We start from the raw sequence: 22,671 nt of genomic DNA on the forward strand, positions 1-22,671 counted from the left end.
TGACGGCGGCGAAATGGGCGACGGGCCGTTATCGATGGGCAAGGATGTTGAGCAACCTGCCGAGCGGATCGCGCACGTAGAAGCGGCGCACGCCCCATGGCTCGTCGGCCGGGCCGTAGACGATGGCGACGCCCGCGGCGCGCATAACAGCGAGCGCCTCGTCGACATCGTCGACTTCGATCGACAAATCCGGCACGGGGGTGCCCTCACCGCCCTCGGTGGCGACACTCATTTGCACTGTCATCTTCGCGGCGCTGCCGTACGTGGCGATCCAGCCGTGATTCATCAGTAAATCGAGGCCAAGCAGTTCACCGTAAAAATGCTGTGCGGCTTGCATCGCGCCTGGCGACGGCGCGGCGAGATTCGCGACGATGCGGTTGACCTTCATGGGTCGGCTCCTTTGGGATCCTGTGGGTGAGAGGCATGAGATGGGGGCGATACCTACCTTGCTATACGTACTCGTGTGCACTGTAATGGAATCGTCGTGCCGACGCGATGACGGGATACGAGAACATCCCAGCGGCGGCCGCCCGGGGGCTGGGAGATCCGATGATGGATACCGCCAACGCCGCGTCCCGGTTTGCGAGCCGGTTCAGCCTCTTCGTGTCCGGCGTCGTGTTCGCCGCCGCCGCAATCGCCCAAGCAAGCTACCCGCCACCGGCCAATGAAGTGAGCGTTGCCGCCGGAGAGAAAGTCGCGCTTTGGGTGCAGCCCAACTACAGCGTGCTTTGCCGATCGCTCGGACAACCCACCTTCCAACTCGACTCCGCGCCTGCCCTCGGGGAAGTCTCTGCGGAGTGGATCGACTACACGGTGCCCGTCGGGCAACGCTGCGAAACGATGCGCTTTCCCGGCATGATCGTCTGGTATCAAGCGGGCAAAACCGCAGGCACCGACGTCGTAACATGGACCGTGGGTTTTCCTCGCGAACTCACGAGCCGCGTGCCTGCCACGGGCGACCATCGCGTGACGACGACCATCGTTATTCAATAGCGATGCCACTCGATTTCAACGTTTAGGATTAGTCGGAATTGCAGGCCACACGGCCGGTAAACGCTTGCGCTCGACGTATGGCGACGAAATAGAATTTGTTGCGCCCCCTGTTTCTCTTTCGTCGCTTTTGATTTTCAAGCGCAGGTTTATATGATCAAAATTTCTCCTGAGACACGCGCGAAGCTTCGCTGCGTGGTGAGTTTTGCGGTTATCGGCTCGTCGCTGACCGGTGTTACCGTCGGCCGGATGGACTTTGCCTACGATGCACGCGATGTCGTAGGTCTAGTCTTTGCAGCAATCTCGGCACTCTGGCTCTTTTGTCGAAGGTGACAAGCGATGTTGCCGACTTTTCAAATTGACGGAAACTGGATCGATTGTTGTGCCGTGCTTCATGGTGTTGCGTATGTGGCTTGGCGCGCATGGATCACGCGCCGTAGCCAGCGTTCCTCGGCCACGACACGCGCCAGTGACTTCGCATTCGGCGTCGCGCTGTTTCCTCAGTACGTACTGCTGATGTGCGTAGCATCCTCAACCTTCATCGAGGGCCTCGCACAGTCGAGTCGTATCAGTCTGTGCATTGCGGGCAGCTATGCGCTCGCTGCAATGTGGCAAGAACGTCGAGACGATCACGCACTCACTCATTAGCATCGCGGCCGTTCACTTTCGCGACGAGAGTACCGCTTCCACGAATGAAAAAACCCCGGCGAGCATGGCTCAACCGGGGTTGCGATCACCGTCGTTTCGAAACGCAGAGACGGCGACCTTCGCCGTCTAATCACGCCTTACATATTCTCGATCATGACGTCGCCGAAGCCCGAACAAGAGACTTGCGTAGCGCCTTCCATCAGACGTGCGAAATCGTACGTGACCTTCTTCGAGAGGATCGATTTCTCCATCGACGCGATGATCAAGTCTGCTGCCTCGGTCCATCCCATATGACGCAACATCATCTCTGCCGACAGGATCTCGGAGCCCGGATTCACATAGTCTTTGCCCGCGTACTTCGGCGCCGTGCCGTGCGTAGCTTCGAACATCGCCACCGAGTCCGACAAGTTCGCGCCCGGTGCAATGCCGATGCCACCCACTTGCGCGGCAAGCGCATCCGAGACGTAGTCGCCATTCAGGTTGAGTGTCGCGATGACGTCATACTCGGCGGGGCGCAGCAGAATCTGTTGCAGGAACGCGTCCGCAATCGAATCCTTGATCACGATGTCTTTACCCGTCTTCGGATTCTTCACCTTGCACCAAGGACCGCCGTCGATTTCCGTGGCACCGAACTCTTTCTTCGCGAGTCCGTAGCCCCAATCGCGAAAAGCGCCTTCGGTGAACTTCATGATGTTGCCCTTGTGCACCAGCGTCACCGAATCGCGGTTGTTGTCGATGGCGTATTGAATCGCCTTGCGCACAAGACGCTCGGTGCCTTCGCGCGATACCGGCTTCACGCCGATACCCGACGTCTGCGGGAAGCGAATCTTACTTACACCCATCTCGTTTTGCAGAAACGCGATCAGCTTCTTCGCCCCTTCGGACTCGGCTTCCCACTCGATGCCCGCATAGATGTCTTCCGAGTTCTCGCGGAAGATCACCATATCGATTTTCTCCGGCTGACGCACCGGCGACGGCACCCCCTTGAAGTACTGCACCGGACGCAAACAAACATAGAGGTCGAGCTGCTGGCGCAACGCCACATTCAGCGAGCGGATGCCACCGCCCACCGGCGTCGTCAGCGGCCCCTTGATCGAGACGACGTAATCCTTAACGGCATCGAGCGTTTCGTCCGGCAGCCACACATCGGGGCCATAGATACGCGTCGACTTCTCACCCGCGTAGATTTCCATCCAACTGATTTTGCGCTTGCCACCGTAGGCTTTCTCCACTGCGGCATCGACCACCTTGAGCATCACCGGCGTGATGTCCACGCCCGTGCCATCGCCTTCGATGTACGGAATGATCGGCATGTCCGGAACGTTCAACGAGAAGTCCTTGTTCACGGTGATCTTCTCGCCGGCCGGGACCTTGATGTGCTGATACGACATGGTGGGACTCCAATTGGATAGATCGGATAACGCACGCAGGCGGCGGTATCGCCATCGGGTTTAGCGGCCTATTGTAGTCACAACGGTAGTTACCGCGCCTATCGCTGCGTACAGCAAACCTCAAGTCTTATATAAGACATAAGACTGATTTTTTGGATTATGCATTAACATGTCGGGCCTGAACAGAGGTTCCGATTTTCTTCTCCCGGTATGACACTTCTCGCGCTCAACAAGCCTTTCGGCACGATCTGCCAGTTCTCGCCGCACCCGACGCACCCGACGCTCGCCGAATGGGTGCAGCGTCCAGGCGTCTATCCGGCTGGACGCCTCGATGCCGATAGCGAAGGTTTGCTGCTGCTCACCGACGACGGCCGCCTACAAGCGCGCATTGCCGAACCCGAGCGTAAACTGCCCAAAACCTACTGGGCACAGGTCGAAGGCGCTTACGACGAGTCGGCCGTAGCGCGCTTGCGCGCGGGGCTCGATCTAGGCGACTTCGTGACCTTGCCGTGCGAAGCGCGTGAAATTCCTGAGCCGGAATCGCTATGGCTTCGCGATCCGCCGATTCGCTATCGCGCGAGCATCCCCACCCATTGGCTCGAGATCCGGCTAGTCGAAGGCAAGAACCGGCAGGTCCGGCGCATGACCGCCGCCGTCGGTAAGCCGACCTTACGCCTCGTGCGCGTCGCCATCGGTCCGGTCGACATCTTTGCGTTGAATCTCGCGCCCGGACAGTGGTGCGAACTGCCGCAACAAATACTTACACTTTCCAGTCAACGGAGCGGTCGCCCGGCTCGTTGAGGGAACAGGTGCGCAACATACGCACCACTAACTGAAACGAGGAAACCAAGTCATGAACAAACTGCTGCTCGCACTGACCGCCGGCATGATCGTGTCCGGCGCCGCGATGGCCCAACAATCGGCGCCGGCCACGGCGCCTGTCGCGCCGGCGGCGCCCGCAGCAGCAGCACCCGCTCCGGCGGCGGCAGCTGCCGACAAGGCCGCGCCTGCCAAGAAGTCGTCGCACAAGAAGCATCACCACAAGAAGTCGGCCAAGAAGGGCCCGGCTACGCAGCCGCCGACTGGTAACAAGCCGTAATACTTCACTTAGTAAAAATCCGCGAGTGAGTTGTCAACCGATGTCCTGACCGGACGTTATTAGAGGTGACTCACTTCGCGGGTCAACGAGTTCACCACCCAAACATCGAGCTTCAACGAGGAATCTCATGAAAAAACTGATCGCTGCCCTGGTCGCTGGCCTGTTCGCAACTGGCGTGTTTGCTCAAGCTGCTGCTCCGGCCGCTCCGGCTGCTGACGCTGCTCCGGCTGCCGCCGCTAAGCCGGCTGCAAAGAAGAAGTCGACGCACAAGAAGTCGACGCATAAGAAGTCGGCGAAGAAGGCTTCGGCTGCTGAAGCGCCGGCCGCCGCCAGCAAGTAAGTACCGCGTCGCGCAGCTTCACTGCGCAACTGACGGTAATAAGCAGGTTGCTCATGCAACCTGCTTTTTTTTCGTCCGACGGCTACAATGGTCCGCCATTCGTCTGGCGTTTCCAGACCTTCCCAGGAGTCGTTCGTGATCCGGATTTCGCGTCAACTGGCTGCGCTCGCCGCAAGCGCCACGTTCGCCACTACCGCCGCCTTCATGGCACTCGCCCCGGCAACTGCTGCCGCGCAACAGATCAAACAACCGGGTGATTTCCCGACCGTCCAGCTCTCCGCTGGCATGTTCCTCATCAAGGCCGAAGTCGCCGCCAATGAAGCTGACCGCGAGCAAGGCCTGATGTATCGCACGAAGATGGCGCCCAATGCGGGCATGCTTTTCGTGTTCGAACAGCGCGCCATGAACTGCTTCTGGATGCGCAATACGAATCTGCCGCTGTCGATCGCGTTCCTGCGGGATGACGGCACGATCGTGAATATCGAAGATATGGCTCCGCAAACGGATGACAACCACTGCCCGAAAGAGCCCATCCGCTACGCGCTGGAAATGAATCAAGGCTGGTTCAAAACCAAGAACCTGACGGCGGGCACGAAGATTTCCGGGCTGCCGCGATAATTCAAAGCGCTAATTCACAGCGTTAATTCGCCACGTTCATCTCATAACACGGTGCACGCCCTATCGTGCACCGCTCGAAATGGTCAGTGCGCTCGCGAGCGCACGTTCAAGAAACCGATCGAGCAGCCACGGATCGAAATGGCGTCCACGCTCGGCAAGCATTGCCTTCACGATTTGCGCAGGTGTGAGCGCCTCGCGATACGGACGATGGCTGGCCAACGCGTCGAACACATCGACCAGCGCGACAATGCGCCCGGCCAGCGGAATGCGATGGCCCGATAAACCAAAAGGATATCCGCTGCCGTCGTAGCGCTCGTGATGCGTACGCGCGACGCTCGCGGCCAAATCGCAGGCGGCGCCACCCAGCGCGCTCAATATATCGGCACCTAATTGCGGATGCATCCGCATCACGCGAATCTCATCCGGCGTCAGCCTGCCGGGCTTCTCCAGAATCGAATTCGGGATACAGAGCTTGCCCGTGTCATGCAATGCCGCGGCGAGCCCCAGTGCCTGCGCTTCGATAGGCGGCATTTCCAAAGTCTGCGCAAAACGCCAAGCCAGTCGCCCGACTCGCCACATGTGTGACGCGGTGCCGCCGCGCTTGCACTCGGCCAGGCGGAAGAGCGTCCATGCCGCGGGCGGCAGGCTGTGCATGAGATGCGTATCCGCTAGCCAGTAACGGTGATGTGAGGGGTGTTGCGGGGCGTCGTGTGCCGCGCGGTGTGTGCGAGCCTGTGGCCCGGGAGTGACGTCGCACGTTGGCGCAGGTTCTGGCATACGGTGTCCAAAGGGTGTCCAAAGCGCATGGAAAGAGGCTGAGGCGAAGCATCGTGCAGCGTTGTCGTGCACTGCGATTCGCTTGAAGTGCTTACTCTAACGACGCTCGCGCGCATCAACGTTGATGCCGATCAAACGCGTTGCGCCTACATGCGAACCGGTAGATGCTGAAAACAAAAAGCCCATCGCAAGCGATGGGCTTTTGTTTCACCGGCGAGGCGTCGCGCTCGGGTCAGGCGCGTGACGCCCGGGTTGACCTCGGGTGCCGGTGAAGTCCGGGGTGTTCGATTACGCGAAGTTCTTCGCTGCGAAGTCCCAGTTGACCAGGTTCCAGAATGCCTCGACAAACTTCGGACGGGCATTGCGGTAGTCGATGTAGTACGCGTGTTCCCACACGTCGATGGTGATCAGCGGCTTGTCAGTGCCGGTCAGCGGCGTGGCAGCGTTGCTGGTGTTCACGATATCGACCGAACCGTCGGCCTTCTTCACGAGCCACGTCCAGCCCGAACCGAAGTTACCCACGGCCGACTTCGAGAACGTTTCCTTGAAGGCGTCGAACGAGCCGAACTTGGTGTCGATAGCCTTGGCCAGATCGCCAGCCGGAGCACCACCGCCCTTCGGCGACAGCGTGTTCCAGAAGAACGTGTGGTTCCACACTTGTGCTGCGTTGTTGAACACACCGCCCGACGACTTCTTGATGATGTCTTCGAGGCTGGCGTTTTCGAATTCGGTGCCCTTGATCAGGTTGTTCAAGTTCGTCACATAGGCTTGGTGATGCTTGCCGTAGTGATACTCCATCGTTTCCTTGGAGATGGTCGGCGCCAGTGCATCGATGGCGTACGGCAGTTCAGGGAGCTTGTGTTCCATGGCGATTGTCCTTTGTGCTCTGAGGGGAACCCGATTTTTGCATTATCCGGAACCACCGATTCTAGGGCAGATGCAATAACCCCGCAAACCTGACGGTTACTTGTTTCACCGCACTTTGCGCCACGCGTGTGACGATTGTGTGCCAATCCCGGCGAATGCACGCACATTGTCTGCACTTCGCTAACACTGCCGGGCCGGTGCGGCTAAAAAGTATCGTCTAGCCTGACCTGAACGTCACCAATGCCCACGTCGGCTGCGCCGTCGGCCAGATGCATCGTGACCTGCTGCCCGCGCTGGAGCTTGCGAGGGTCGCGAATCGGCTGACCGCGCCCGTCGAGCACTGCGGCATAACCGCGTTGCAACGTGCGGCGCGGGTTCAAGAGTTCAAGCTGGGCGGTGGCGTCCGCGAGCCGCTGCGACGAGCGCTCGGCGCGGCGCGACATGGCCGTATCCAAACGCTGTGAGAGCAGTGCGAGCCGTTCATGTTGCGACGCGACATCGGGTATCGCACGCCCGAATCGCAGACGCAGCATGTCGAAACGGCTGCGGCGCTGGGCGAGCGGGCGCTCCAGCGCGTGCCGCATTCTGTCCGACAGATGGGCCAGCGCCCCTTGTTGGCGCGCCAGACGCTCGCGAGGCGACACCAGTCCGCGTGACAGGCTGTCGAGTTGCTGAGCCCGTTGCTCCAGCGTGCGCCACATGGCGCGCGTCAGGCGTTGACGCTCGCGATCGACCTCGCGCAGGCACTCGTCGCGCGCCGCACTAATGAGCTCGGCCGCCGCCGTGGGCGTGGGTGCCCGCACGTCGGCGACGAAGTCGGCAATCGTGAAATCGGTTTCGTGACCCACCCCCGAGACGACCGGCAGTTCACTGCGGGCGATGGCATGGGCGAGCACTTCTTCGTTAAACGCCCAGAGGTCTTCAATCGAGCCGCCGCCGCGACACAAGAGAATCGTGTCGACTTCGCGGCGCGCGTTGGCGGTGTCGAGCGCCGCCGCCAGACGCGTTGCCGCGTCGGCCCCCTGCACCGGCGCCGGGTAGACCACCACCGAGACGTGCGGCGCGCGGCGAGCGAGCGTCGTCAGCACGTCGCGCAGCGCCGCCGCCTGCAACGAAGTCACGACACCCACACGGCGGGCATAGCGCGGCAACGGCCGTTTGCGCTCGGCGTCGAACAATCCCGCGGCGGCCAGCTTCTCCTTGAGCCGCAGAAACGCCTCGTAAAGATTGCCCTGCCCCGCACGGCGAATGGCCTCGACGTTCAGTTGCACTTCGCCACGCGGCACATACATCGAGAGCAGCGCCCGTACTTCGACGCGATCGCCTTCTTTCGGCGAAAAGTCGGCGTGCTGGGCGCGGCCACGGAACATCACGCAGCGCATTTGCGCCTGGGCGTCTTTGATCGAGAAATACCAGTGGCCACTGGCTGCGCGCGTGAAGTTCGAGATCTCGCCGCTGACCCAGGCGAGCGGGAAACTCCGCTCCAGCACCCCGGCAACGGCCTTGTTCAAATCCGAAACACTGAGCACGCGATCCGCACCACGATTGGGCCGGGCGTCGTCAAAAGAAAGGTTCATGCGATTCGGCAGGTCAAAAGCTGTCCACAGGCCCGTTAATTTAAGGGTTTTCGACCCCTGCCGCCTGACTTTTCCTACGTCCGGCGGGGAAAGCCTTGATTGGCGGGGCTGTACGGCGGGTGTCGCACCAGTGTCACATGGCGTTTTCGTGACAGAACGCAGGATATATGGAGGCCTGGGGACATGTGCACAAAGTTATCCACAGGCTGTTCAATAGATTTTGGGATTTGCGAGTTTGCGGTGGTGTTCATATCTGAAACCTTTTATTGCTCATTTTTTCATCACGAACCAAAAACCGCCTTGCGCTCAACGACTTGCAAAAAGTATCCCAAGGTTGTCCACATCCTTGTGCTCGTCAGATGTGGAAAACGGTGCTTGCCCATCCCCACCCTGCACGCTACAGTGCGGACTCGTTTGCCCATCCCCGCAACAAGCAAGAGGTCGTCTTTGTTCGCCGTCATCCAGGCCGCCGGCTGGCCCATCTGGCCACTTCTCATCGCATCCGTCATCGCGCTCGCTCTGATTGTCGAGCGTGCCCTGTCGTTGCGCCGCGCACGCGTGCTGCCCAGCGGCGTGCTCGAAAATGCCATTACGCTCGCGCGCCGCGCACCGGCCAAACACGAGGCGACCGAAGCGCTCGCACGTGGTTCGTTGCTGGGCCGGGTGCTGGCTACCGGTGTGCGCTACGTCGCCCACAATCCGCAGGGACCGCGCGACGGGGCTAAGGAAGCGCTGGAAGAAACCGGCCGCGCCGTCGCCCACGAGCTCGAGCGCTTTCTGCCGGCGCTTGGCACCATCGCCTCGGTGGCGCCGCTCATGGGGTTGTTCGGTACGGTCGTGGGCATGATCGAGATTTTCGGCTCACAAGACGCGACCGGCACCGACCCCGCCCAGTTGGCCCACGGTATTTCCGTCGCGCTGTACAACACCGGCTTCGGTCTGATGATTGCCATTCCCGCGATGATCTTCTACCGGTACTACCGCACGCGCGTCGATGCGTTTCTCGTCGAACTGGAAACGCAGGCGGTCCATTTCCTCGATGCCACGCTGCCGCGGCACTGACCGGCGAGGCGCACGATGAACTTCCGTCGAGGCCTGACAACGCGCGACGAGCCGGAGATCAATCTGATCCCGCTCATCGACGTGCTGCTCGTCATTCTCATCTTCCTGATGATCACCACGACCTATACGCGCTATACCGCGCTCAAGGTCAATCTGCCGACGGCCGACGCTGAAAAGGCTGTCGTACCGCCGCGTCAGATCGTGGTGTCGGTCGGCGCGGACGGCAGTTATGCCATCGACCGGCAAGCGCTCGGCCAACGCGATGTGGCTAGCCTGACGGGTGCACTGCGTCAGGCAGCCGGTTCGCAGAGTGCCGGGGCAGAACCGCCGGTCATCATCATCAATGCGGACGCGAAGAGCACCCATCAATCCGTCATCAACGTAATGGAAGCCGCGCGTGAGGCTGGCCTGTCGCGTCTGACGTTCGCTGCCCGCTCGAACAACGCAAACGGCAAGCCCGCCCGATGACGGCACCGGCCTCCCCTGACCCACACGCCCGCCGTGGCAACGATAGCGTTTCGGGCACCCGTGCCCGCGCGTTGGTGCCGCGTCTGTCTGGATCGCTGGTGCATTGGGTCAGTGCGCAATGGCAACGGCGCGGGGTCGCGGCCTGGCTGTTATGGCCGCTGTCGTGGATCTTCGCGGGTATCGCCGCCTGGCGGCGTCTAGGTTTCCGGCGCGGTTGGAAAACCTCGACTCGCCTGCCAGTGCCGGTCGTCGTGGTGGGTAACCTCACCGTCGGTGGCACCGGTAAGACGCCCACCGTTATCGCGTTGGTAGCCGCACTGCGCCAACGGGGCTATTCCCCCGGCGTGCTCTCGCGAGGCTACGGTGCACGGCTGTCGAGCCCCACGGAAGTACGTGAGACATCGCGCCCGGAAGACGTCGGCGACGAACCCCTGCTCATCGCCAAACGCACTGGCGCCCCCGTCTGGGTGTGGCCAGCCCGCGTCGAAGGCGGGCGAGCACTGCTGGCAGCGCATCCGGAATGCGATGTGATCGTTTGTGACGACGGTCTTCAGCATTACGCTTTAGCGCGCGACGTCGAGATCGCGGTATTCGACCATCGGTTAGGCGGCAATGGCTTTTTGCTACCGGCCGGACCACTGCGCGAGCCGTTATCCCGCCAGCGCGATGCGAACCTCATCAACGATCCGTACGGCAAGACACTACCCGATTGGCCCAACACCTGGCGCCTGACGCTCGCACTGGGCGATGCGTGGTGCGTCAGCCAGCCTTCGCTCTCGCGCCCGCTGGCTCACTTCGCTGCGGGTAACGGCGCAACGACGTCTTCGGTGGCGATGGCAGCAGCAACAGCCGCGGCAGCAACTACAACGGCACCGACGTCCCCGGCCCCGCGCCGCATTCTCGCCGCAGCGGGCATTGGCGCACCCGAGCGCTTCTTCGCAGCGCTGCGCGCGGCCGGTCTGACCATCGAGACGCTGCCGCTGCCCGATCATTACGATTTCGCGACCAATCCGTTCGACGGAGTCGCGGCCGGTGCCATCCTGATTACTGAAAAGGATGCAGTAAAATGCCTCACCTGGTCCGACCCACGTGTGTGGGCCGTACCCGCCGAGGCGGCGCTCGATGCGCGCCTGGTATCCCTGGTAGTGGAGAAATTGCGTGGACACCCGACTGTTTGAGATTCTCGTCTGCCCGTTGTGCAAGGGCCCCCTGGAGTACGACAAGAAAGCCCAGGAACTGATTTGCCACGCCGATAAGCTCGCGTACCCCATTCGTGACGGCATCCCCGTCATGCTGGCCGACGAAGCACGCCAGTCCGTCGAAGGCACGCCGGTGCCGCTCTCCGACGATAAGTCCGGATCGTGAGCGCTGTGACTGATTTTGTTGCCGTGGTGCCGGCGCGTCTGGCTTCGACGCGCCTGCCGAATAAGCCGCTTGCCGACATCGGCGGCAAGCCGATGGTGGTGCGCGTCGCCGAGCGCGCCCGTGAATCGGGGGCACGACAAGTCGTTGTCGCCACCGACTCGCAAAGCGTCGTCGACGCGGTGGCGGCTCACGGATTCGACGTGGTGCTCACGCGCGCCGATCACCCGACCGGCACCGACCGCCTCGCCGAAGTGGCCGTGCAGCAAGGCTGGGCCGACGACACCATCGTCGTCAATGTGCAAGGCGACGAGCCGCTGATCGACCCGCGTCTGGTGCATGCCGTTGCGGGTCACCTCGCCGAGCACCCGGAATGCGCCTTGTCGACAGCCGCGCATCCGATCACCGACAACGCCGAGATTTTTTCGCCGAACGTCGTTAAGGTCGTGCTCGATGCGCATAGCCGAGCGCTCTATTTTTCACGCGCGCCCATTCCGTGGTCGCGCGACGCGTGGTCCGCAGGTTTGACCGATGTCGCTACGTTGCCTGCCGCAACGACGCCGGTGTACCGGCACATCGGGCTGTATGCCTACCGCGCCAAGTTCCTGCGCAGCTATCCGAGCTTGGCGCAGGCACCTCTCGAAACCGCCGAATCGCTCGAACAATTGCGCGCGTTATGGCATGGCGAGCGTATCGCCGTGCTCGTGACGGATGACGCGCCGTTGCCGGGCGTCGACACAGCCGAAGATCTCGAACGCGTACGCGCATTGCTGCGCGACTGAGATTGACACCGACGCGGCGACCGGCCCAGCCGGTCCCGCCGCTCGTCGCTGTGATCATCCCGACGCTTGTCCCGGAAATTGCACTGACAGGATCGATGCAATCCCGCAAAACGCCGACGGGCGGGCACGTCGTGGCATAATCGCTCTGATTCTCGCGAGCAGACCTCCGGTCGCGCGCGCCGCGCCCCTGCCGAGCGCGACGCCTGCGCGCCGTGTCGCGTGCCGGTCAACGCCCCGCACGCCCACGCAAAACCCGGAGTCGATCCTGCCTGCCGCACGCACAGCATTCACAAATCACAAACTTTCAGGAGTCATCGATGCGTCTGATTTTGTTGGGGGCACCCGGGGCCGGCAAGGGCACCCAAGCAACGTTCATCAAAGAAAAATTCGGCATCCCGCAAATCTCGACCGGCGACATGTTGCGCGCCGCGATCAAGGAAGGCACCCAGCTCGGTCTTGAAGCCAAGCGTTTTATGGACGCAGGCGATCTCGTGCCGGACGACGTGATCATCGGCATGGTCCGCGAACGCCTGACCGCCGACGATTGCAAGAACGGTTACCTCTTCGACGGCTTCCCGCGCACCATCGCGCAAGCCGAAGCGATGAAGAAAGCCGGCGTCGCCATCGATTTCGTGCTCGAAATCGACGTGCCGTTCGATGAAATCATCACGCGTATGAGCGGTCGCCGCACGCACCCGGCATCGGGTCGCACGTACCACGTCAAGTTCAACCCGCCCAAGGTCGAAGGTCATGACGACGTGACCGGCGAGCCGCTGGTGCAACGCGACGATGACAAGGAAGAGACGGTCAAGAAGCGTCTGGCCGTGTACGAATCGCAAACCAAGCCGCTCGTGGCCTACTATTCGGACTGGGCCAAGCATGGCAGCCCCGGCGCGATCGTCGAGGCCCCGCAGTATCGCAAGATCTCGGGCCAGGGCAGCGTGGACGAAATCCGCGCGCGCGTGTTCGACGCACTGAAGTAAGCGCGACGATGCGCCGCGCCTCATCCCTATCGGTTGACGTTCGGCGCAAATGACGCAATAGAAAAAGGCGGCCAGTGCAAACTGGGCCGCCTTTTTTGCCTCAGGAGGATGACGCATGGAAATTCAGGGCAATGTGTTTCTGATCACCGGTGGCGCCTCGGGGCTTGGCGCCGCCGCCGCGCGCTGGCTGGCCGGCTTGGGCGCGAAAGTCACGCTGGCCGACGTCAATGTCGCCGAAGGCGAGGCGCTGGCCGAAAAGCTCGGCGGCAAGTTCATCAAGTGCGACGTCACGCGTGAGGACGACGGCAAAGCGGCCGTGGCCGCCGCGCAAACGCTCGGCACCTTGCGCGGCCTCATCAATTGCGCCGGTATCGCCATCGGCAGCAAAACTGTCGGACGCGACGGCCCGCATCCCCTCGACACGTTCTCCCGTGTCATCCAGATCAATCTGATCGGCACGTTCAACATGATCCGTCTGGCCGCCACGGCCATGAGCCAAAGCGAACCAAATGGCGAAGGCGAGCGCGGCGTGGTCGTGAACACGGCATCCGTGGCGGCGTACGACGGTCAGATGGGGCAAGCGGCTTATGCGGCGTCCAAAGGCGGCGTGGCAAGTCTGACACTGCCAGTCGCAAGAGACTTGTCGCGCAGCGGCATCCGCGTGATGACCATTGCACCGGGTATCTTCGAGACGCCGATGATGCTGGCCATGCCGCCCGAAGTGCAGGCGTCGCTCGGGCAAATGGTGCCGTTTCCGCCGCGTCTGGGTAAGCCGTCCGAATACGCCATGCTCGTCGAGCAGATCGTGCGCAACCCCATGCTCAACGGCGAGGTCATCCGACTAGACGGCGCCATTCGCATGCAACCCAAATAAGCCGCTTAGGCAAAATAGCGTCTGAAAGGCGCATCGAGACACTTTGCCGCATCGCAGCAATTTGCCGTGCCGAGTATGACTACAATGAAAGCCGGGCCGCAATCTGCGGCCCACTCCGATGCCGGTGAGTCGCCGGCCCCGCGTGTTCCCCCCGTCCCCCGAGGCAGGAGGCTGGCATGAAATCACTGGCGCAACAGATGTCGTTTTATCAGCGCTATCACCGCAGTCCCAAGAATCGTCTCACGCATTTCTTCGGCGTTCCCATGATCATCCTCGCGGTGATGCAAGCGTTCTCGTGGATACCGCTAGGGCCGAGCGGACTGAATGCCACGCATGTGATCGTGCTGGTCCTGCTGATGTACTACTTCCTGCTCGATGTCCCCCTCGCACTCGCCATGACGGCATTTTTCGCCGTCATGCTCGCCGTGACGCAACATCTGGCGCGACTGCCGTGGCCGTGGGCACTGACCGCGTTTGGCCTGCTCTTCGTTGGCGGCTGGATCATTCAGTTGATCGGGCATCACTTCGAAGGCCGCAAGCCCGCGCTACTCGACAATCTCTTCCAAATTTTTATAGCGCCGATGTTCCTGATGGCGGAAGTGTTTTTCTACTTCGGCTACAAACCGGGTCTACGGCGCCGGGTGGAAGAACTGGCAGCAGAACCGGCGTGATTCGCCGCGCCAGAAACAAAAACGCCAGCCGACGAGGCTGGCGTTTTGCTTTGTGGACTTCGTTCAGATCAACGTTGCGGACCTAGCCGCACCATCCGCGACACGCGCCGCACTCATCCGTGGCTGCCGGGCCGACGGCTCAGATCGTCGAGCACTTGCCGGATCGCATCGGCGTCTTCCGCGTCGGGACGTTTGCTCAGATAAAACTCAAGGTCGTCCTGCGCGGGGCGCACGAGGTTAAGTCTCGCATAGGCCAAACCGCGATCGCGCTTCTCGATCGGTTGATCGGGCAGCACCAACACCATCCGCTCTTGCACCGCGAGCAATCGCTCCCACCGCTCGTTCTGCGTATAGATCGCCCGCAAATTCCGAAGCATGCGCGCGAGAATTTCGCGCGGCGTCGCTGGCTCCAGGAACGGATGCAACAGCGCCCATAGCGCCAATTCCTGAATCGGCTCGGCGCTCTCGTCGCGGTAGTGCTTCAAATAAGGCTCGACCATTTCGAGCAATCGCTGCGGCGAGAGCGAATTGCCGGACAACGGATCGATCACCACGTCGCCAGCCGGTACCGCCAGGCGCAACAGAAAGTGCCCGGGGAACGACAAGCCGCGCAACGGCAGCCCAATCTGATGACCGATTTCCATGCATAGAACCGCAAGCGAAATCGGGATGCCGCGACGCCGGTCCAGCACGATGTGCAGATGGCTGTTATCGGGATCGTAGTAGTCGTTCTGATTCGCGGAGAAGCCGAGTTCGCGGAAGAAGAAATGATCGAGCAGTTGCAGCTTTTGCAACGGCCCGGCGTCCTGCGGCAGACGTTTGGACAAGCGCGCAGCAAACGCGTCGATTTGCGTGAGCGTGTCCTGCACGTCGAGATCGGGATAGACGTCCTGCGCGATGGCGATCGCCGCCTCGGTGAGCGGCAGGCCGTCATCGGACGCCACTAGTGCTGCAAAGTACTCGAGAAAGCGATTCGCCATGCGGCACCCGTAGGTTCTGCCGCGTCAGTTCGTACGACGTCGGAAGAACGAGAAATTGAAACCCATGAGGAATAATGCGCCGAAATACACCACGGCGCATAGCACCAGACTCGCGCCCAGCAGCGCGATACGCGCCAGCGGCCGTGCCCCCAAGGCAACCCAGTCGAAACTTTGCGTGAACCAGAGCAACACGCCCGCGAGAATCAGACAGGCAGCCAACAACTGAACAAAAAATAGCTTCCAACCGGGCGCGGGACGGTAGATGCCTCGCTTATAAAGCCCCGCGAAAAGCAGCGCCGCATTCATACAAGCGCCCACACCGATCGACAGCGACAAACCCGCGTGCGCAAACCAGCGCACAAACAGCAGGTTCGACAACTGCGTGGCAATCAATACCACGATGGCAATCTTCACCGGCGTTTTGATGTCCTGCTTGGCATAGAAGCCAGGGGCCAGAATTTTGATCAGAATCAGGCCAACCAGCCCGACACCATAGGCGGTGAGCGCATGGGCCGTCATCACCACGTCGGTCGCGTCGAACCGGCCATATTGATACAGCGTGGCGGTGAGCGGTTCCGCGTAGACGAACAGCCCCACGGCGCTGGGCATCGCCAGCAAAAACGTCAGACGCAGCCCCCAGTCGAGCAATGCGGAGTATTCGGCACCGTCGCCGTCGGCATGCGCGCGCGACAAGCTCGGCAACAGAATCGTCCCCAACGCGACGCCAAGCAACGCCGTCGGAAACTCCATCAGGCGGTCGGCGTAGGCCAGCCACGACACACTGCCTTGGGCGAGCCGCGACGCAATATTCGTATTGATGATCAGGCTGACCTGCGCGACCGACACGGCCAGCGTGGCCGGCACCATCTTCGCCAGCACCCGCTTCACCCCGGGGTTGCGAAGCGCGGCCACGATATTGATCGTGATGCGCGGCACCATGCCAATGCGAGCAAGCGCGGGCAATTGAATGAGCAGTTGCAGAATACCGCCGACGATGACGGCGTAAGCCAGCGCGTAGACCGGCGTTTCGAGGTGCGGCGCCACCCACAGCGATGCGACGATCGAGCTGACGTTGAGCAGCACCGGCGCGAACGCGGGTACCGAGAACTGGCGCCAGGTATTGAGCACCCCGGCGGCGAGCGTCGTGATCGAGATCAGGGTGATGTACGGGAACATGACGCGCGTCATGAAAACGGCAGCGTCGAACGTGCCGTTGTCGTGCGACAAGCCCGTGGCGACCGCGAAAACCACGCCGGACGCGCCGAGCACCCCGGCAATCGTGATCGAGAGCAGCACCCAGAAGAGGACTGTCGTGACGGAATCGACCAGTGTTTTGGTCTCTTCGGCGCTTCGTTGCGTCTTGAATTCGGCCAGAATTGGCACGAATGCTTGCGAAAACGCCCCTTCTGCGGACAAGCGCCGCAAAAGATTGGGAATGCGGAACGCCACGTTATAGGCGTCGGTCATCGGACCGGCCCCGAACATGCGCGCAATGAGAATTTCACGGATCAGCCCGGTGATGCGCGAGAGCATCGTAAAACCGCTGACCGTAGCGAGAGCTTTTAGCAAATTCATGTTGCGCGTATTATACGCACAGCAATGCAGCAAAGACGTTGCAATTTCCGTTGGCCTTCGGCTATAATCGACGGTTTCGAAGTCAATGGATTGCTTCCTGGCCACCGTGTCTCCCAGGGAGCCGAGCCAAACTGCATAGAAAGCCGCATCAGGCGGAGCAATTCAAGGAATTCACCGAACATGGCAAATACCGCACAAGCACGCAAGCGCGCGCGTCAAACCGTTAAGATCAACGCTCACAACTCGGCGCTGCGTTCGCGTCTGCGTACGGCTGTTAAGGCTGTCCGTAAGGCCATCGCTGCTGGCGATCAGGCTGCTGCCAAGGAAGTGCTGCGCACTTCGGCAAAGACGATCGACATCATCGCTGACAAGAAGATCGTTCACAAGAACACCGCTGCTCGTCAAAAGAGCCGCCTGTCGGCCGCCATCAAGGCGATGTCGGCTGCTGCCTAAGGTAGCGAAGCACTACAAGTTGCTTGCCGGTTCCGACTACGGTCGGGACACTAAAAAGCCCGCTTTATGCGGGCTTTTTTCTATTGGGCGTCGCTCGGAGTACTCAAACGAGCCCCCATCTGCACGTCGCCAATCACTCGCGTGACGCTCGCACAGCCAAGAGTTTCAACAATCAAAACGGGAAAGCAACAGATCGACGGTGAGTAGGGCCAAAGGCCCGGCACTCACGTCTGGCCGAAGAGGATCGGCCAAGGGGGAACTGGAGGGGGTTGCTACGGAAGGGAATTACTTTACGTCGGGAACGAAGCAGGCTTCGGTCAGTTGCAGATCGTTGTCGCGGGCGAAATTCATGACGAAATCGAACGCCATGGGTTCGATTTCGCGCAGCCGCTCGTCAACGACGACGCATTTGACGTCACCCACCATAATCGGGCGCACATAGGGGGAGTACTGCATGTATGCGTTCGGACCGGTACCCCGGCCACAGAACGACACGGCGCCGCACAGACGTTCCGCCCAGTCACTCGGCCGGAACTTCTTGCCACCCCGGGTCAGACCCTGGATGAAATACTCGCGCGCGGAAACCTGGTCGGTCATATCGCTCAATCACCTCAAAAAACACCTGGACAGCCATACGCGGGTAGCGTTGCTGACAGAGCCAGTATTATATCTTATATAAGACTCAAACCTGTCTCCCCACCGTTGCCGCAAATGTTTTTTTCGGTCTTGCCAGCCCTTCCGGGCTGTGCCGCAGCGGTGTCGATCATACGCTTTTCGTGTGACGGCAAAACGATTTGGTAGACTAGGGGTCTGCTCCTCCAAGTGGGGGGGCGGGCCTTAAGGCTTGTTCGTCGCGCCGATAGCGGGCGAGTTCCCGCCGGGTCTCTCGATCATGTGATCCCCCGATTCTCGGCCTCCTGCAGAACATCCAAATGACCACCGCCAAACCCATCAAGCATTACCTTCAATTTTCGGATCTGACACTCGATGAGTACGACTACGTCCTCGAGCGCACCCGTATCCTCAAGAAAAAATTCAAGAACTACGAGACATATCACCCGCTGCACGACCGCACGCTGGCGATGATCTTCGAGAAGAGCTCGACCCGCACCCGCCTGTCGTTCGAGGCTGGCATTCACCAATTGGGTGGGCACGCGGTGTTCTTGAATACGCGCGATACGCAACTGGGCCGCGGCGAGCCGATCGAAGACGCCGCCCAGGTCATCTCGCGCATGACCGACATCATCATGATCCGCACGTTCGGTCAGGAGATCATCGAGCGCTTCGCGCAGCATTCGCGCGTGCCGGTGATCAACGGCCTGACCAACGAGTACCACCCGTGCCAGGTACTCGCCGACATCTTCACGTACTACGAGCATCGCGGCCCGATCAAGGGCAAGACCGTGACGTGGATCGGCGACGCCAACAACATGTCGTACACGTGGATTCAGGCCGCCGAGATCTTCGGCTTCCAGGTCAATATTTCGACCCCGCCGGGCTACCGCCTCGATCAAGCGATGGTGGCCGAGTCGAGCCGTCCGTTCGTGCGTGAATTCGACGACCCGCGTGAAGCCTGCGACGGTGCCGACCTCGTGTCGACCGACGTGTGGACCAGCATGGGTTACGAAGCCGAGAACGAAGCGCGTAAGGCCGCGTTTGCCCAATGGTGCGTGAACGCCGACCTGATGAAGCAAGCCAAAACCGACGCGCTCTTCATGCACTGCCTGCCCGCCCACCGTGGCGAGGAAGTGTCCGCGGACGTCATCGACGGCCCGCAAAGCGTGGTCTGGGACGAAGCCGAGAACCGTCTGCACGTGCAAAAGGCGCTCATGGAGTACCTGATGCTCGGCAAGGTTTAAGGCCTTCGTCCGTCTCAATAGCTCATCGCAGTAAGTAACCCATTCATAGCCACACGGTCTAGAGCGCGTCACCCGTCAGAACATTTCGGAATTTGCACCACTGCGGTGCAAATTCCGTTGTGCATCGCACAAATGTCACCCGGGTCGACGCATGAAACGTGCTAGCATGAATTCACACCTGCCTATCGGATGACTTGGGATTCCCAGGAAAGCCCAGGTTTCCGAGCAGCAGGACATTCGACTTCCGATCCAAACCGCATCCGGTCATGACGCAAAACGCAACGCAGTTCGACAACGTTTCCGTAATCAAGCGCGCTAATACCTATTTCGACGGCAAGTGCGTCTCGCACACCGTGCTGTTCCCGGACGGCACGCGCAAGACGCTCGGCGTGATCTTCCCCGCCACACTGGCTTTCGGCACCGATGCTCCGGAAATCATGGAAGTGACAGGCGGCCGCTGCCGCATTCGTCTGGCCGGTCAAACCGAGTGGCAGGAATACGCCGCCGGCGAGCAGTTCTCCGTGCCGGGCAACAGCAAGTTCGATATCGAGGTCGTCGAGACGCTCGATTACGTTTGCCACTACGGCTAACCGTCGGCCAGCATCGCAACCGCACGGATTGATTCGCGCGGTTGCCCTCTCGGCCGGTTCAGCGCGGCCCGGCGCCGCTACTCACTATGTCGCGTCTGCCCCCCGAATCTGCCGACGACGCTGCCGGCAACACCCCTTCTGCGGCCACGTCAGGCCCAAACCTCCCAATCGCCTCTACGGGCGCTACCGGGCCTACGCCCGCCACCTCTGCCGCCGCCACGCATGCGAACGGCAACGCCTCCGATCTTGAACCCACCGACGTGCCGTTGCTGCCGCCCGACGGGCTGACGAAATCTGGCAAACCGGCGAAACCCATCAAGGCGAGAACCCGCAAATCCGATCCAGCGACGCCCAATGGTCAGGTCGACACGAAGGGCAGCACCGATTCAGTCAACGAATCAGCGGCGGCCACGGCCAGCAAAGCCAAGACCACCCGTCCGACACGCAGCCGTCGTGGCAGCGCCAAGAAGAAAGGCATCGATCTCGGCTTGCAAGGCGGCGGTGCGCATGGCGCGTACACGTGGGGCGTACTGGACAAATTGCTCGAAGACGGGCGTCTCGAGTTCGAGGGCATCAGTGGTGCCTCGGCAGGCACGATGAACGCGCTGGTGCTCGCGCATGGCCTACTGGATCGTCCGGGTGTCGATCCGCGCGAAAAGGCCCGAGAATCGCTGCACAGCTTCTGGCTCGGGGTCTCGCAGGCCGGGTCGTCGGCGACGGCATGGGCGCAAACCGTCTTCAGTTGGCTCAACGGTCGGCCGACCGAATATCCGGTGTGGCACGACTGGATGCAAAGCATGCAGCAGTGGATGATGCCGTTCTCGCAGCCCACGGCCGAAATCAACCCGCTGCGCACGGTACTCGAAGCACAGGTCGACTTTGAGCGGTTGCGCGAGAGTACGGCCACTCGCTTATTCGTCTCCGCGACGAACATTCGCACGGGCAACATCCGCATCTTCCGCACGCACGAAATCACGCTCGATGTGGCCATGGCGTCGGCCTGCCTGCCGTGGCTCTTCAAGCCGGTGAAGATCGATGAGGATTATTACTGGGACGGCGGCTATCTCGGCAACCCGCCGCTCTACCCGTTCTATTACGAGACGCTCACGAGCGACATTCTGATCGTGCACATCAACCCGATCGAGCGCAAAGAGAAGCCTGTGCTGCCGGGCCAGATCATGAATCGGGTGAACGAGATCACCTTCAACGCATCGCTACAGCGCGAATTCCGCGCCATCTCCTTCGTGCACAAGCTGCTCGACGAAGGCTGGCTCAAGCCGGAATTCCGCAAGCGTTTGAAATACCCGCTGATCCACTCGATTCGTGCCGATAAGGAGCTCTACGACCTCTCGTCGTCGACGAAATTCGTGACCGACTGGCACTTTCTGACGACGCTGCGCGATCGCGGACGCGAAGCAGCGGCCCGGTGGCTCGACGAGCATTACAACGATGTCGGGGTACGCTCCACGGTCGACTTGCGCCGCGACTATCTCCAGCGGCTGCCCGATGCCACGTCGATCAAAGCATGAGCGGTTCGGGGTCGAGCGAGATACCGAAGCGCTCGTGCACGCTGGCCTGCACCGCCTTGGCGAGCGCGACGATATCGGCCCCGCTGGCTCCGCCGCGATTGACCAGCACCAGCGCCTGACGCTCATGCACCGCCGCTTGGCCCAGCGACTTGCCGCGCCAGCCGCACTGATCGATCAGCCAGCCTGCCGCCACCTTCCAAGTGCCGTCCGGCTGCGCATAGCCAACGATCTGCGCAAAGCGGTCGCGCAAATCGGCGAACGTCTGCGCATCGACCACGGGGTTCTTGAAGAAGCTGCCGGCATTCCCAAGCACAGCCGGATCGGGAAGCTTGCGGCGGCGAATATCGGCCACGGCTTCGAATATCTGCACCGCGCTCGGCGATTCGATCCCCGCATCGGCAAACGTACGCGAGACATCGGCATATCCGGTCACCGCGTGCCACGGACGCGGCAGGCGCAACGTGACCGACACGATGATGAAACGCCCCGGTTCACGCTTGAACAGCGAATCGCGATAGCCGAACGCACAATCGTCGCGCTCAAGCGTGACGAACTCGCCCGTCGTCGTATCGAGCGCACGCAGCGAGGCGAAACGCTCGGCCAATTCAAGCCCATACGCACCGATGTTTTGGATCGGCGCGGCACCCAGCGTGCCGGGAATCAGGGCGAGGTTCTCGAGCCCCGGACACCCTTGTTCGAGCGTCCAGCCGACGAAGTCGTGCCAGACCTCGCCTGCCCCGCCGCGCACATAGCTCGCGTGGGCGTCGTCGGCCAGCCGCTCCCGATGGCGAATCGCCATTTTCAGCACCACGCCGTCGAAGTCTTGTGTCAGCACCACGTTGCTGCCGCCACCGAGCACCAGACGCGGCAAACCCGCCAATTCCGGCATGGCGAGGGCGTCCACCAGCGCCGCTTCGCTATCGATCGTGACGAGGTAGCGGGCTGTGGCAGGCAGACCGAAGGTATTGAATTCGCGCAGGCTGACGTCGCGTTGCAACTGGAGCATGAAGAGTGGTGGTGTTATTCAGCGGCCGCCCCGGCCCCGTAGACAGCTACGAGATGGATGCGAGACGGGCGGCTGAATTACAATGTCGGGCGAAAGAATTTTGCGCATTATACCGGCCGTACCGCGGACTGCCCGGATTGCCCCGCGCCATTGCGCACGGCACCGGCAGG

At 61.3% G+C, this 22,671-nt stretch carries 26 protein-coding genes; 17 read left to right on the top strand and 9 right to left on the bottom strand.

The window, feature by feature from the left end; translation table 11 throughout:
- Positions 1-28: 28 nt before the first annotated feature.
- Positions 29-388 (bottom strand): VOC family protein, encoded by a 360-nt coding sequence (locus PPN31114_RS16485; protein WP_150680609.1) that lies wholly within the window; start codon positions 386-388, stop codon positions 29-31.
- Positions 389-549: 161 nt separating this feature from the next.
- Here PPN31114_RS16485 and PPN31114_RS16490 point away from each other — a divergent pair, with 161 nt between their 5' ends.
- Positions 550-993 (top strand): hypothetical protein, encoded by a 444-nt coding sequence (locus tag PPN31114_RS16490; RefSeq protein WP_150680610.1) that lies wholly within the window; start codon positions 550-552, stop codon positions 991-993.
- Between the two features lie 782 nt (positions 994-1,775).
- On the opposite strand, the gene icd is transcribed toward PPN31114_RS16490, so the two are convergent.
- A complete protein-coding gene (gene icd, locus PPN31114_RS16495; protein WP_150680611.1) occupies positions 1,776-3,029 on the bottom strand; it encodes an NADP-dependent isocitrate dehydrogenase in 1,254 nt (417 codons plus the stop codon).
- Positions 3,030-3,239: 210 nt separating this feature from the next.
- Between icd and PPN31114_RS16500 the strand changes: the two genes are divergently transcribed.
- From PPN31114_RS16500 to PPN31114_RS16515, 4 genes are all read left to right on the top strand, one after another.
- Positions 3,240-3,830 (top strand): pseudouridine synthase, encoded by a 591-nt coding sequence (locus PPN31114_RS16500; protein ID WP_150680612.1) that lies wholly within the window; start codon positions 3,240-3,242, stop codon positions 3,828-3,830.
- A 52-nt stretch (positions 3,831-3,882) separates the two neighbouring features.
- A complete protein-coding gene (locus PPN31114_RS16505; RefSeq protein WP_150680613.1) occupies positions 3,883-4,128 on the top strand; it encodes a hypothetical protein in 246 nt (81 codons plus the stop codon).
- 127 nt (positions 4,129-4,255) lie between these two features.
- Complete coding sequence (locus PPN31114_RS16510) at positions 4,256-4,468, top strand: hypothetical protein (protein WP_058375815.1); 213 nt, start codon at positions 4,256-4,258, stop codon at positions 4,466-4,468.
- Between the two features lie 87 nt (positions 4,469-4,555).
- Positions 4,556-5,086 carry a DUF192 domain-containing protein gene (locus tag PPN31114_RS16515; RefSeq protein WP_370865890.1) on the top strand — a complete coding sequence of 177 codons (531 nt, stop codon included), beginning with the start codon at positions 4,556-4,558 and terminating at the stop codon, positions 5,084-5,086.
- Positions 5,087-5,146: 60 nt separating this feature from the next.
- Here PPN31114_RS16515 and PPN31114_RS16520 read toward each other — a convergent pair whose 3' ends face one another.
- From PPN31114_RS16520 to xseA, 3 genes are all read right to left on the bottom strand, one after another.
- Positions 5,147-5,740, bottom strand: coding sequence for an HD-GYP domain-containing protein (locus PPN31114_RS16520; RefSeq protein ID WP_174988147.1), 594 nt, complete (start codon positions 5,738-5,740; stop codon positions 5,147-5,149).
- A 411-nt stretch (positions 5,741-6,151) separates the two neighbouring features.
- Positions 6,152-6,730 (bottom strand): superoxide dismutase [Fe], encoded by a 579-nt coding sequence (sodB, locus tag PPN31114_RS16525; protein WP_150680615.1) that lies wholly within the window; start codon positions 6,728-6,730, stop codon positions 6,152-6,154.
- A 203-nt stretch (positions 6,731-6,933) separates the two neighbouring features.
- Positions 6,934-8,307, bottom strand: coding sequence for an exodeoxyribonuclease VII large subunit (gene xseA / locus PPN31114_RS16530; protein WP_150680616.1), 1,374 nt, complete (start codon positions 8,305-8,307; stop codon positions 6,934-6,936).
- A gap of 447 nt (positions 8,308-8,754) precedes the next feature.
- Here xseA and PPN31114_RS16535 point away from each other — a divergent pair, with 447 nt between their 5' ends.
- From PPN31114_RS16535 to PPN31114_RS16570, 8 genes are all read left to right on the top strand, one after another.
- On the top strand, positions 8,755-9,369 hold the full coding sequence (locus tag PPN31114_RS16535) for a MotA/TolQ/ExbB proton channel family protein (RefSeq protein ID WP_150680617.1): 615 nt from the start codon (positions 8,755-8,757) through the stop codon (positions 9,367-9,369).
- Between the two features lie 15 nt (positions 9,370-9,384).
- Positions 9,385-9,837: an ExbD/TolR family protein gene (locus PPN31114_RS16540; RefSeq protein ID WP_150680618.1), complete on the top strand. Its 453-nt coding sequence runs from the start codon at positions 9,385-9,387 to the stop codon at positions 9,835-9,837.
- Between the two features lie 74 nt (positions 9,838-9,911).
- Positions 9,912-11,015: a tetraacyldisaccharide 4'-kinase gene (lpxK, locus tag PPN31114_RS16545; protein ID WP_246182640.1), complete on the top strand. Its 1,104-nt coding sequence runs from the start codon at positions 9,912-9,914 to the stop codon at positions 11,013-11,015.
- Positions 10,996-11,202 carry a Trm112 family protein gene (locus PPN31114_RS16550; RefSeq protein WP_150680620.1) on the top strand — a complete coding sequence of 69 codons (207 nt, stop codon included), beginning with the start codon at positions 10,996-10,998 and terminating at the stop codon, positions 11,200-11,202. The genes lpxK and PPN31114_RS16550 overlap by 20 nt, the downstream gene beginning before the upstream one ends.
- Positions 11,199-11,981 (top strand): 3-deoxy-manno-octulosonate cytidylyltransferase, encoded by a 783-nt coding sequence (kdsB, locus tag PPN31114_RS16555; RefSeq protein WP_150680621.1) that lies wholly within the window; start codon positions 11,199-11,201, stop codon positions 11,979-11,981. The genes PPN31114_RS16550 and kdsB overlap by 4 nt, the downstream gene beginning before the upstream one ends.
- A 317-nt stretch (positions 11,982-12,298) precedes the next feature.
- Entirely contained in the window at positions 12,299-12,964 is a 666-nt protein-coding gene (adk, locus tag PPN31114_RS16560; RefSeq protein ID WP_150680622.1) for an adenylate kinase, read from the top strand.
- Between the two features lie 115 nt (positions 12,965-13,079).
- Positions 13,080-13,838 (top strand): SDR family NAD(P)-dependent oxidoreductase, encoded by a 759-nt coding sequence (locus PPN31114_RS16565; protein ID WP_150680623.1) that lies wholly within the window; start codon positions 13,080-13,082, stop codon positions 13,836-13,838.
- 176 nt (positions 13,839-14,014) lie between these two features.
- The gene (locus PPN31114_RS16570) at positions 14,015-14,509 is read left to right on the top strand and encodes an Mpo1 family 2-hydroxy fatty acid dioxygenase (RefSeq protein ID WP_150680624.1); all 495 of its coding nucleotides are present in this window, start codon (positions 14,015-14,017) and stop codon (positions 14,507-14,509) included.
- 113 nt (positions 14,510-14,622) lie between these two features.
- Here PPN31114_RS16570 and PPN31114_RS16575 read toward each other — a convergent pair whose 3' ends face one another.
- A complete protein-coding gene (locus PPN31114_RS16575) occupies positions 14,623-15,489 on the bottom strand; it encodes a SirB1 family protein (protein WP_150680625.1) in 867 nt (288 codons plus the stop codon).
- A 24-nt stretch (positions 15,490-15,513) separates the two neighbouring features.
- Complete coding sequence (gene murJ, locus PPN31114_RS16580; protein WP_425325285.1) at positions 15,514-17,109, bottom strand: murein biosynthesis integral membrane protein MurJ; 1,596 nt, start codon at positions 17,107-17,109, stop codon at positions 15,514-15,516.
- Between the two features lie 135 nt (positions 17,110-17,244).
- Here murJ and rpsT point away from each other — a divergent pair, with 135 nt between their 5' ends.
- The gene (rpsT, locus tag PPN31114_RS16585; protein WP_039367301.1) at positions 17,245-17,517 is read left to right on the top strand and encodes a 30S ribosomal protein S20; all 273 of its coding nucleotides are present in this window, start codon (positions 17,245-17,247) and stop codon (positions 17,515-17,517) included.
- A 285-nt stretch (positions 17,518-17,802) separates the two neighbouring features.
- Here the strand turns inward: rpsT and PPN31114_RS16590 are convergent, their stop codons facing one another.
- Positions 17,803-18,114: a DUF3579 domain-containing protein gene (locus PPN31114_RS16590; RefSeq protein WP_150680627.1), complete on the bottom strand. Its 312-nt coding sequence runs from the start codon at positions 18,112-18,114 to the stop codon at positions 17,803-17,805.
- A gap of 335 nt (positions 18,115-18,449) precedes the next feature.
- Between PPN31114_RS16590 and argF the strand changes: the two genes are divergently transcribed.
- The 3 genes from argF to PPN31114_RS16605 all read left to right on the top strand — a co-directional run bounded on the left by argF (position 18,450) and on the right by PPN31114_RS16605 (position 21,495).
- Positions 18,450-19,376 carry an ornithine carbamoyltransferase gene (gene argF, locus PPN31114_RS16595; protein ID WP_150680628.1) on the top strand — a complete coding sequence of 309 codons (927 nt, stop codon included), beginning with the start codon at positions 18,450-18,452 and terminating at the stop codon, positions 19,374-19,376.
- A 266-nt stretch (positions 19,377-19,642) separates the two neighbouring features.
- Positions 19,643-19,966, top strand: coding sequence for a pyrimidine/purine nucleoside phosphorylase (gene ppnP, locus PPN31114_RS16600; protein WP_058375832.1), 324 nt, complete (start codon positions 19,643-19,645; stop codon positions 19,964-19,966).
- Between the two features lie 86 nt (positions 19,967-20,052).
- Positions 20,053-21,495 carry a patatin-like phospholipase family protein gene (locus tag PPN31114_RS16605; RefSeq protein ID WP_246182603.1) on the top strand — a complete coding sequence of 481 codons (1,443 nt, stop codon included), beginning with the start codon at positions 20,053-20,055 and terminating at the stop codon, positions 21,493-21,495.
- Here PPN31114_RS16605 and murB read toward each other — a convergent pair.
- Complete coding sequence (murB, locus tag PPN31114_RS16610; RefSeq protein ID WP_150680629.1) at positions 21,485-22,501, bottom strand: UDP-N-acetylmuramate dehydrogenase; 1,017 nt, start codon at positions 22,499-22,501, stop codon at positions 21,485-21,487. The genes PPN31114_RS16605 and murB overlap by 11 nt on opposite strands.
- Positions 22,502-22,671: the final 170 nt, after the last annotated feature.

The organism is Pandoraea pneumonica (assembly GCF_902459645.1).
Lineage (GTDB): Bacteria > Pseudomonadota > Gammaproteobacteria > Burkholderiales > Burkholderiaceae > Pandoraea > Pandoraea pneumonica.

Bases quoted from the DNA above. Each gene is read 5' to 3' on its own strand.
- PPN31114_RS16505 (WP_150680613.1), top strand. From the start codon at position 3,883: ATGAACAAACTGCTGCTCGCACTGACCGCCGGCATGATCGTGTCCGGC.
- PPN31114_RS16605 (WP_246182603.1), top strand. From the start codon at position 20,053: ATGTCGCGTCTGCCCCCCGAATCTGCCGACGACGCTGCCGGCAACACC.
- sodB (WP_150680615.1), bottom strand. From the start codon at position 6,730: ATGGAACACAAGCTCCCTGAACTGCCGTACGCCATCGATGCACTGGCG.
- PPN31114_RS16485 (WP_150680609.1), bottom strand. From the start codon at position 388: ATGAAGGTCAACCGCATCGTCGCGAATCTCGCCGCGCCGTCGCCAGGC.
- adk (WP_150680622.1), top strand. From the start codon at position 12,299: ATGCGTCTGATTTTGTTGGGGGCACCCGGGGCCGGCAAGGGCACCCAA.
- PPN31114_RS16540 (WP_150680618.1), top strand. From the start codon at position 9,385: ATGAACTTCCGTCGAGGCCTGACAACGCGCGACGAGCCGGAGATCAAT.
- PPN31114_RS16520 (WP_174988147.1), bottom strand. From the start codon at position 5,740: ATGCACAGCCTGCCGCCCGCGGCATGGACGCTCTTCCGCCTGGCCGAG.
- xseA (WP_150680616.1), bottom strand. From the start codon at position 8,307: ATGAACCTTTCTTTTGACGACGCCCGGCCCAATCGTGGTGCGGATCGC.
- murB (WP_150680629.1), bottom strand. From the start codon at position 22,501: ATGCTCCAGTTGCAACGCGACGTCAGCCTGCGCGAATTCAATACCTTC.
- ppnP (WP_058375832.1), top strand. From the start codon at position 19,643: ATGACGCAAAACGCAACGCAGTTCGACAACGTTTCCGTAATCAAGCGC.
- PPN31114_RS16565 (WP_150680623.1), top strand. From the start codon at position 13,080: ATGGAAATTCAGGGCAATGTGTTTCTGATCACCGGTGGCGCCTCGGGG.
- PPN31114_RS16515 (WP_370865890.1), top strand. From the start codon at position 4,556: ATGGTCCGCCATTCGTCTGGCGTTTCCAGACCTTCCCAGGAGTCGTTC.
- PPN31114_RS16590 (WP_150680627.1), bottom strand. From the start codon at position 18,114: ATGACCGACCAGGTTTCCGCGCGCGAGTATTTCATCCAGGGTCTGACC.
- icd (WP_150680611.1), bottom strand. From the start codon at position 3,029: ATGTCGTATCAGCACATCAAGGTCCCGGCCGGCGAGAAGATCACCGTG.
- PPN31114_RS16490 (WP_150680610.1), top strand. From the start codon at position 550: ATGATGGATACCGCCAACGCCGCGTCCCGGTTTGCGAGCCGGTTCAGC.
- argF (WP_150680628.1), top strand. From the start codon at position 18,450: ATGACCACCGCCAAACCCATCAAGCATTACCTTCAATTTTCGGATCTG.
- PPN31114_RS16575 (WP_150680625.1), bottom strand. From the start codon at position 15,489: ATGGCGAATCGCTTTCTCGAGTACTTTGCAGCACTAGTGGCGTCCGAT.
- PPN31114_RS16510 (WP_058375815.1), top strand. From the start codon at position 4,256: ATGAAAAAACTGATCGCTGCCCTGGTCGCTGGCCTGTTCGCAACTGGC.
- rpsT (WP_039367301.1), top strand. From the start codon at position 17,245: ATGGCAAATACCGCACAAGCACGCAAGCGCGCGCGTCAAACCGTTAAG.
- PPN31114_RS16570 (WP_150680624.1), top strand. From the start codon at position 14,015: ATGAAATCACTGGCGCAACAGATGTCGTTTTATCAGCGCTATCACCGC.
- PPN31114_RS16500 (WP_150680612.1), top strand. From the start codon at position 3,240: ATGACACTTCTCGCGCTCAACAAGCCTTTCGGCACGATCTGCCAGTTC.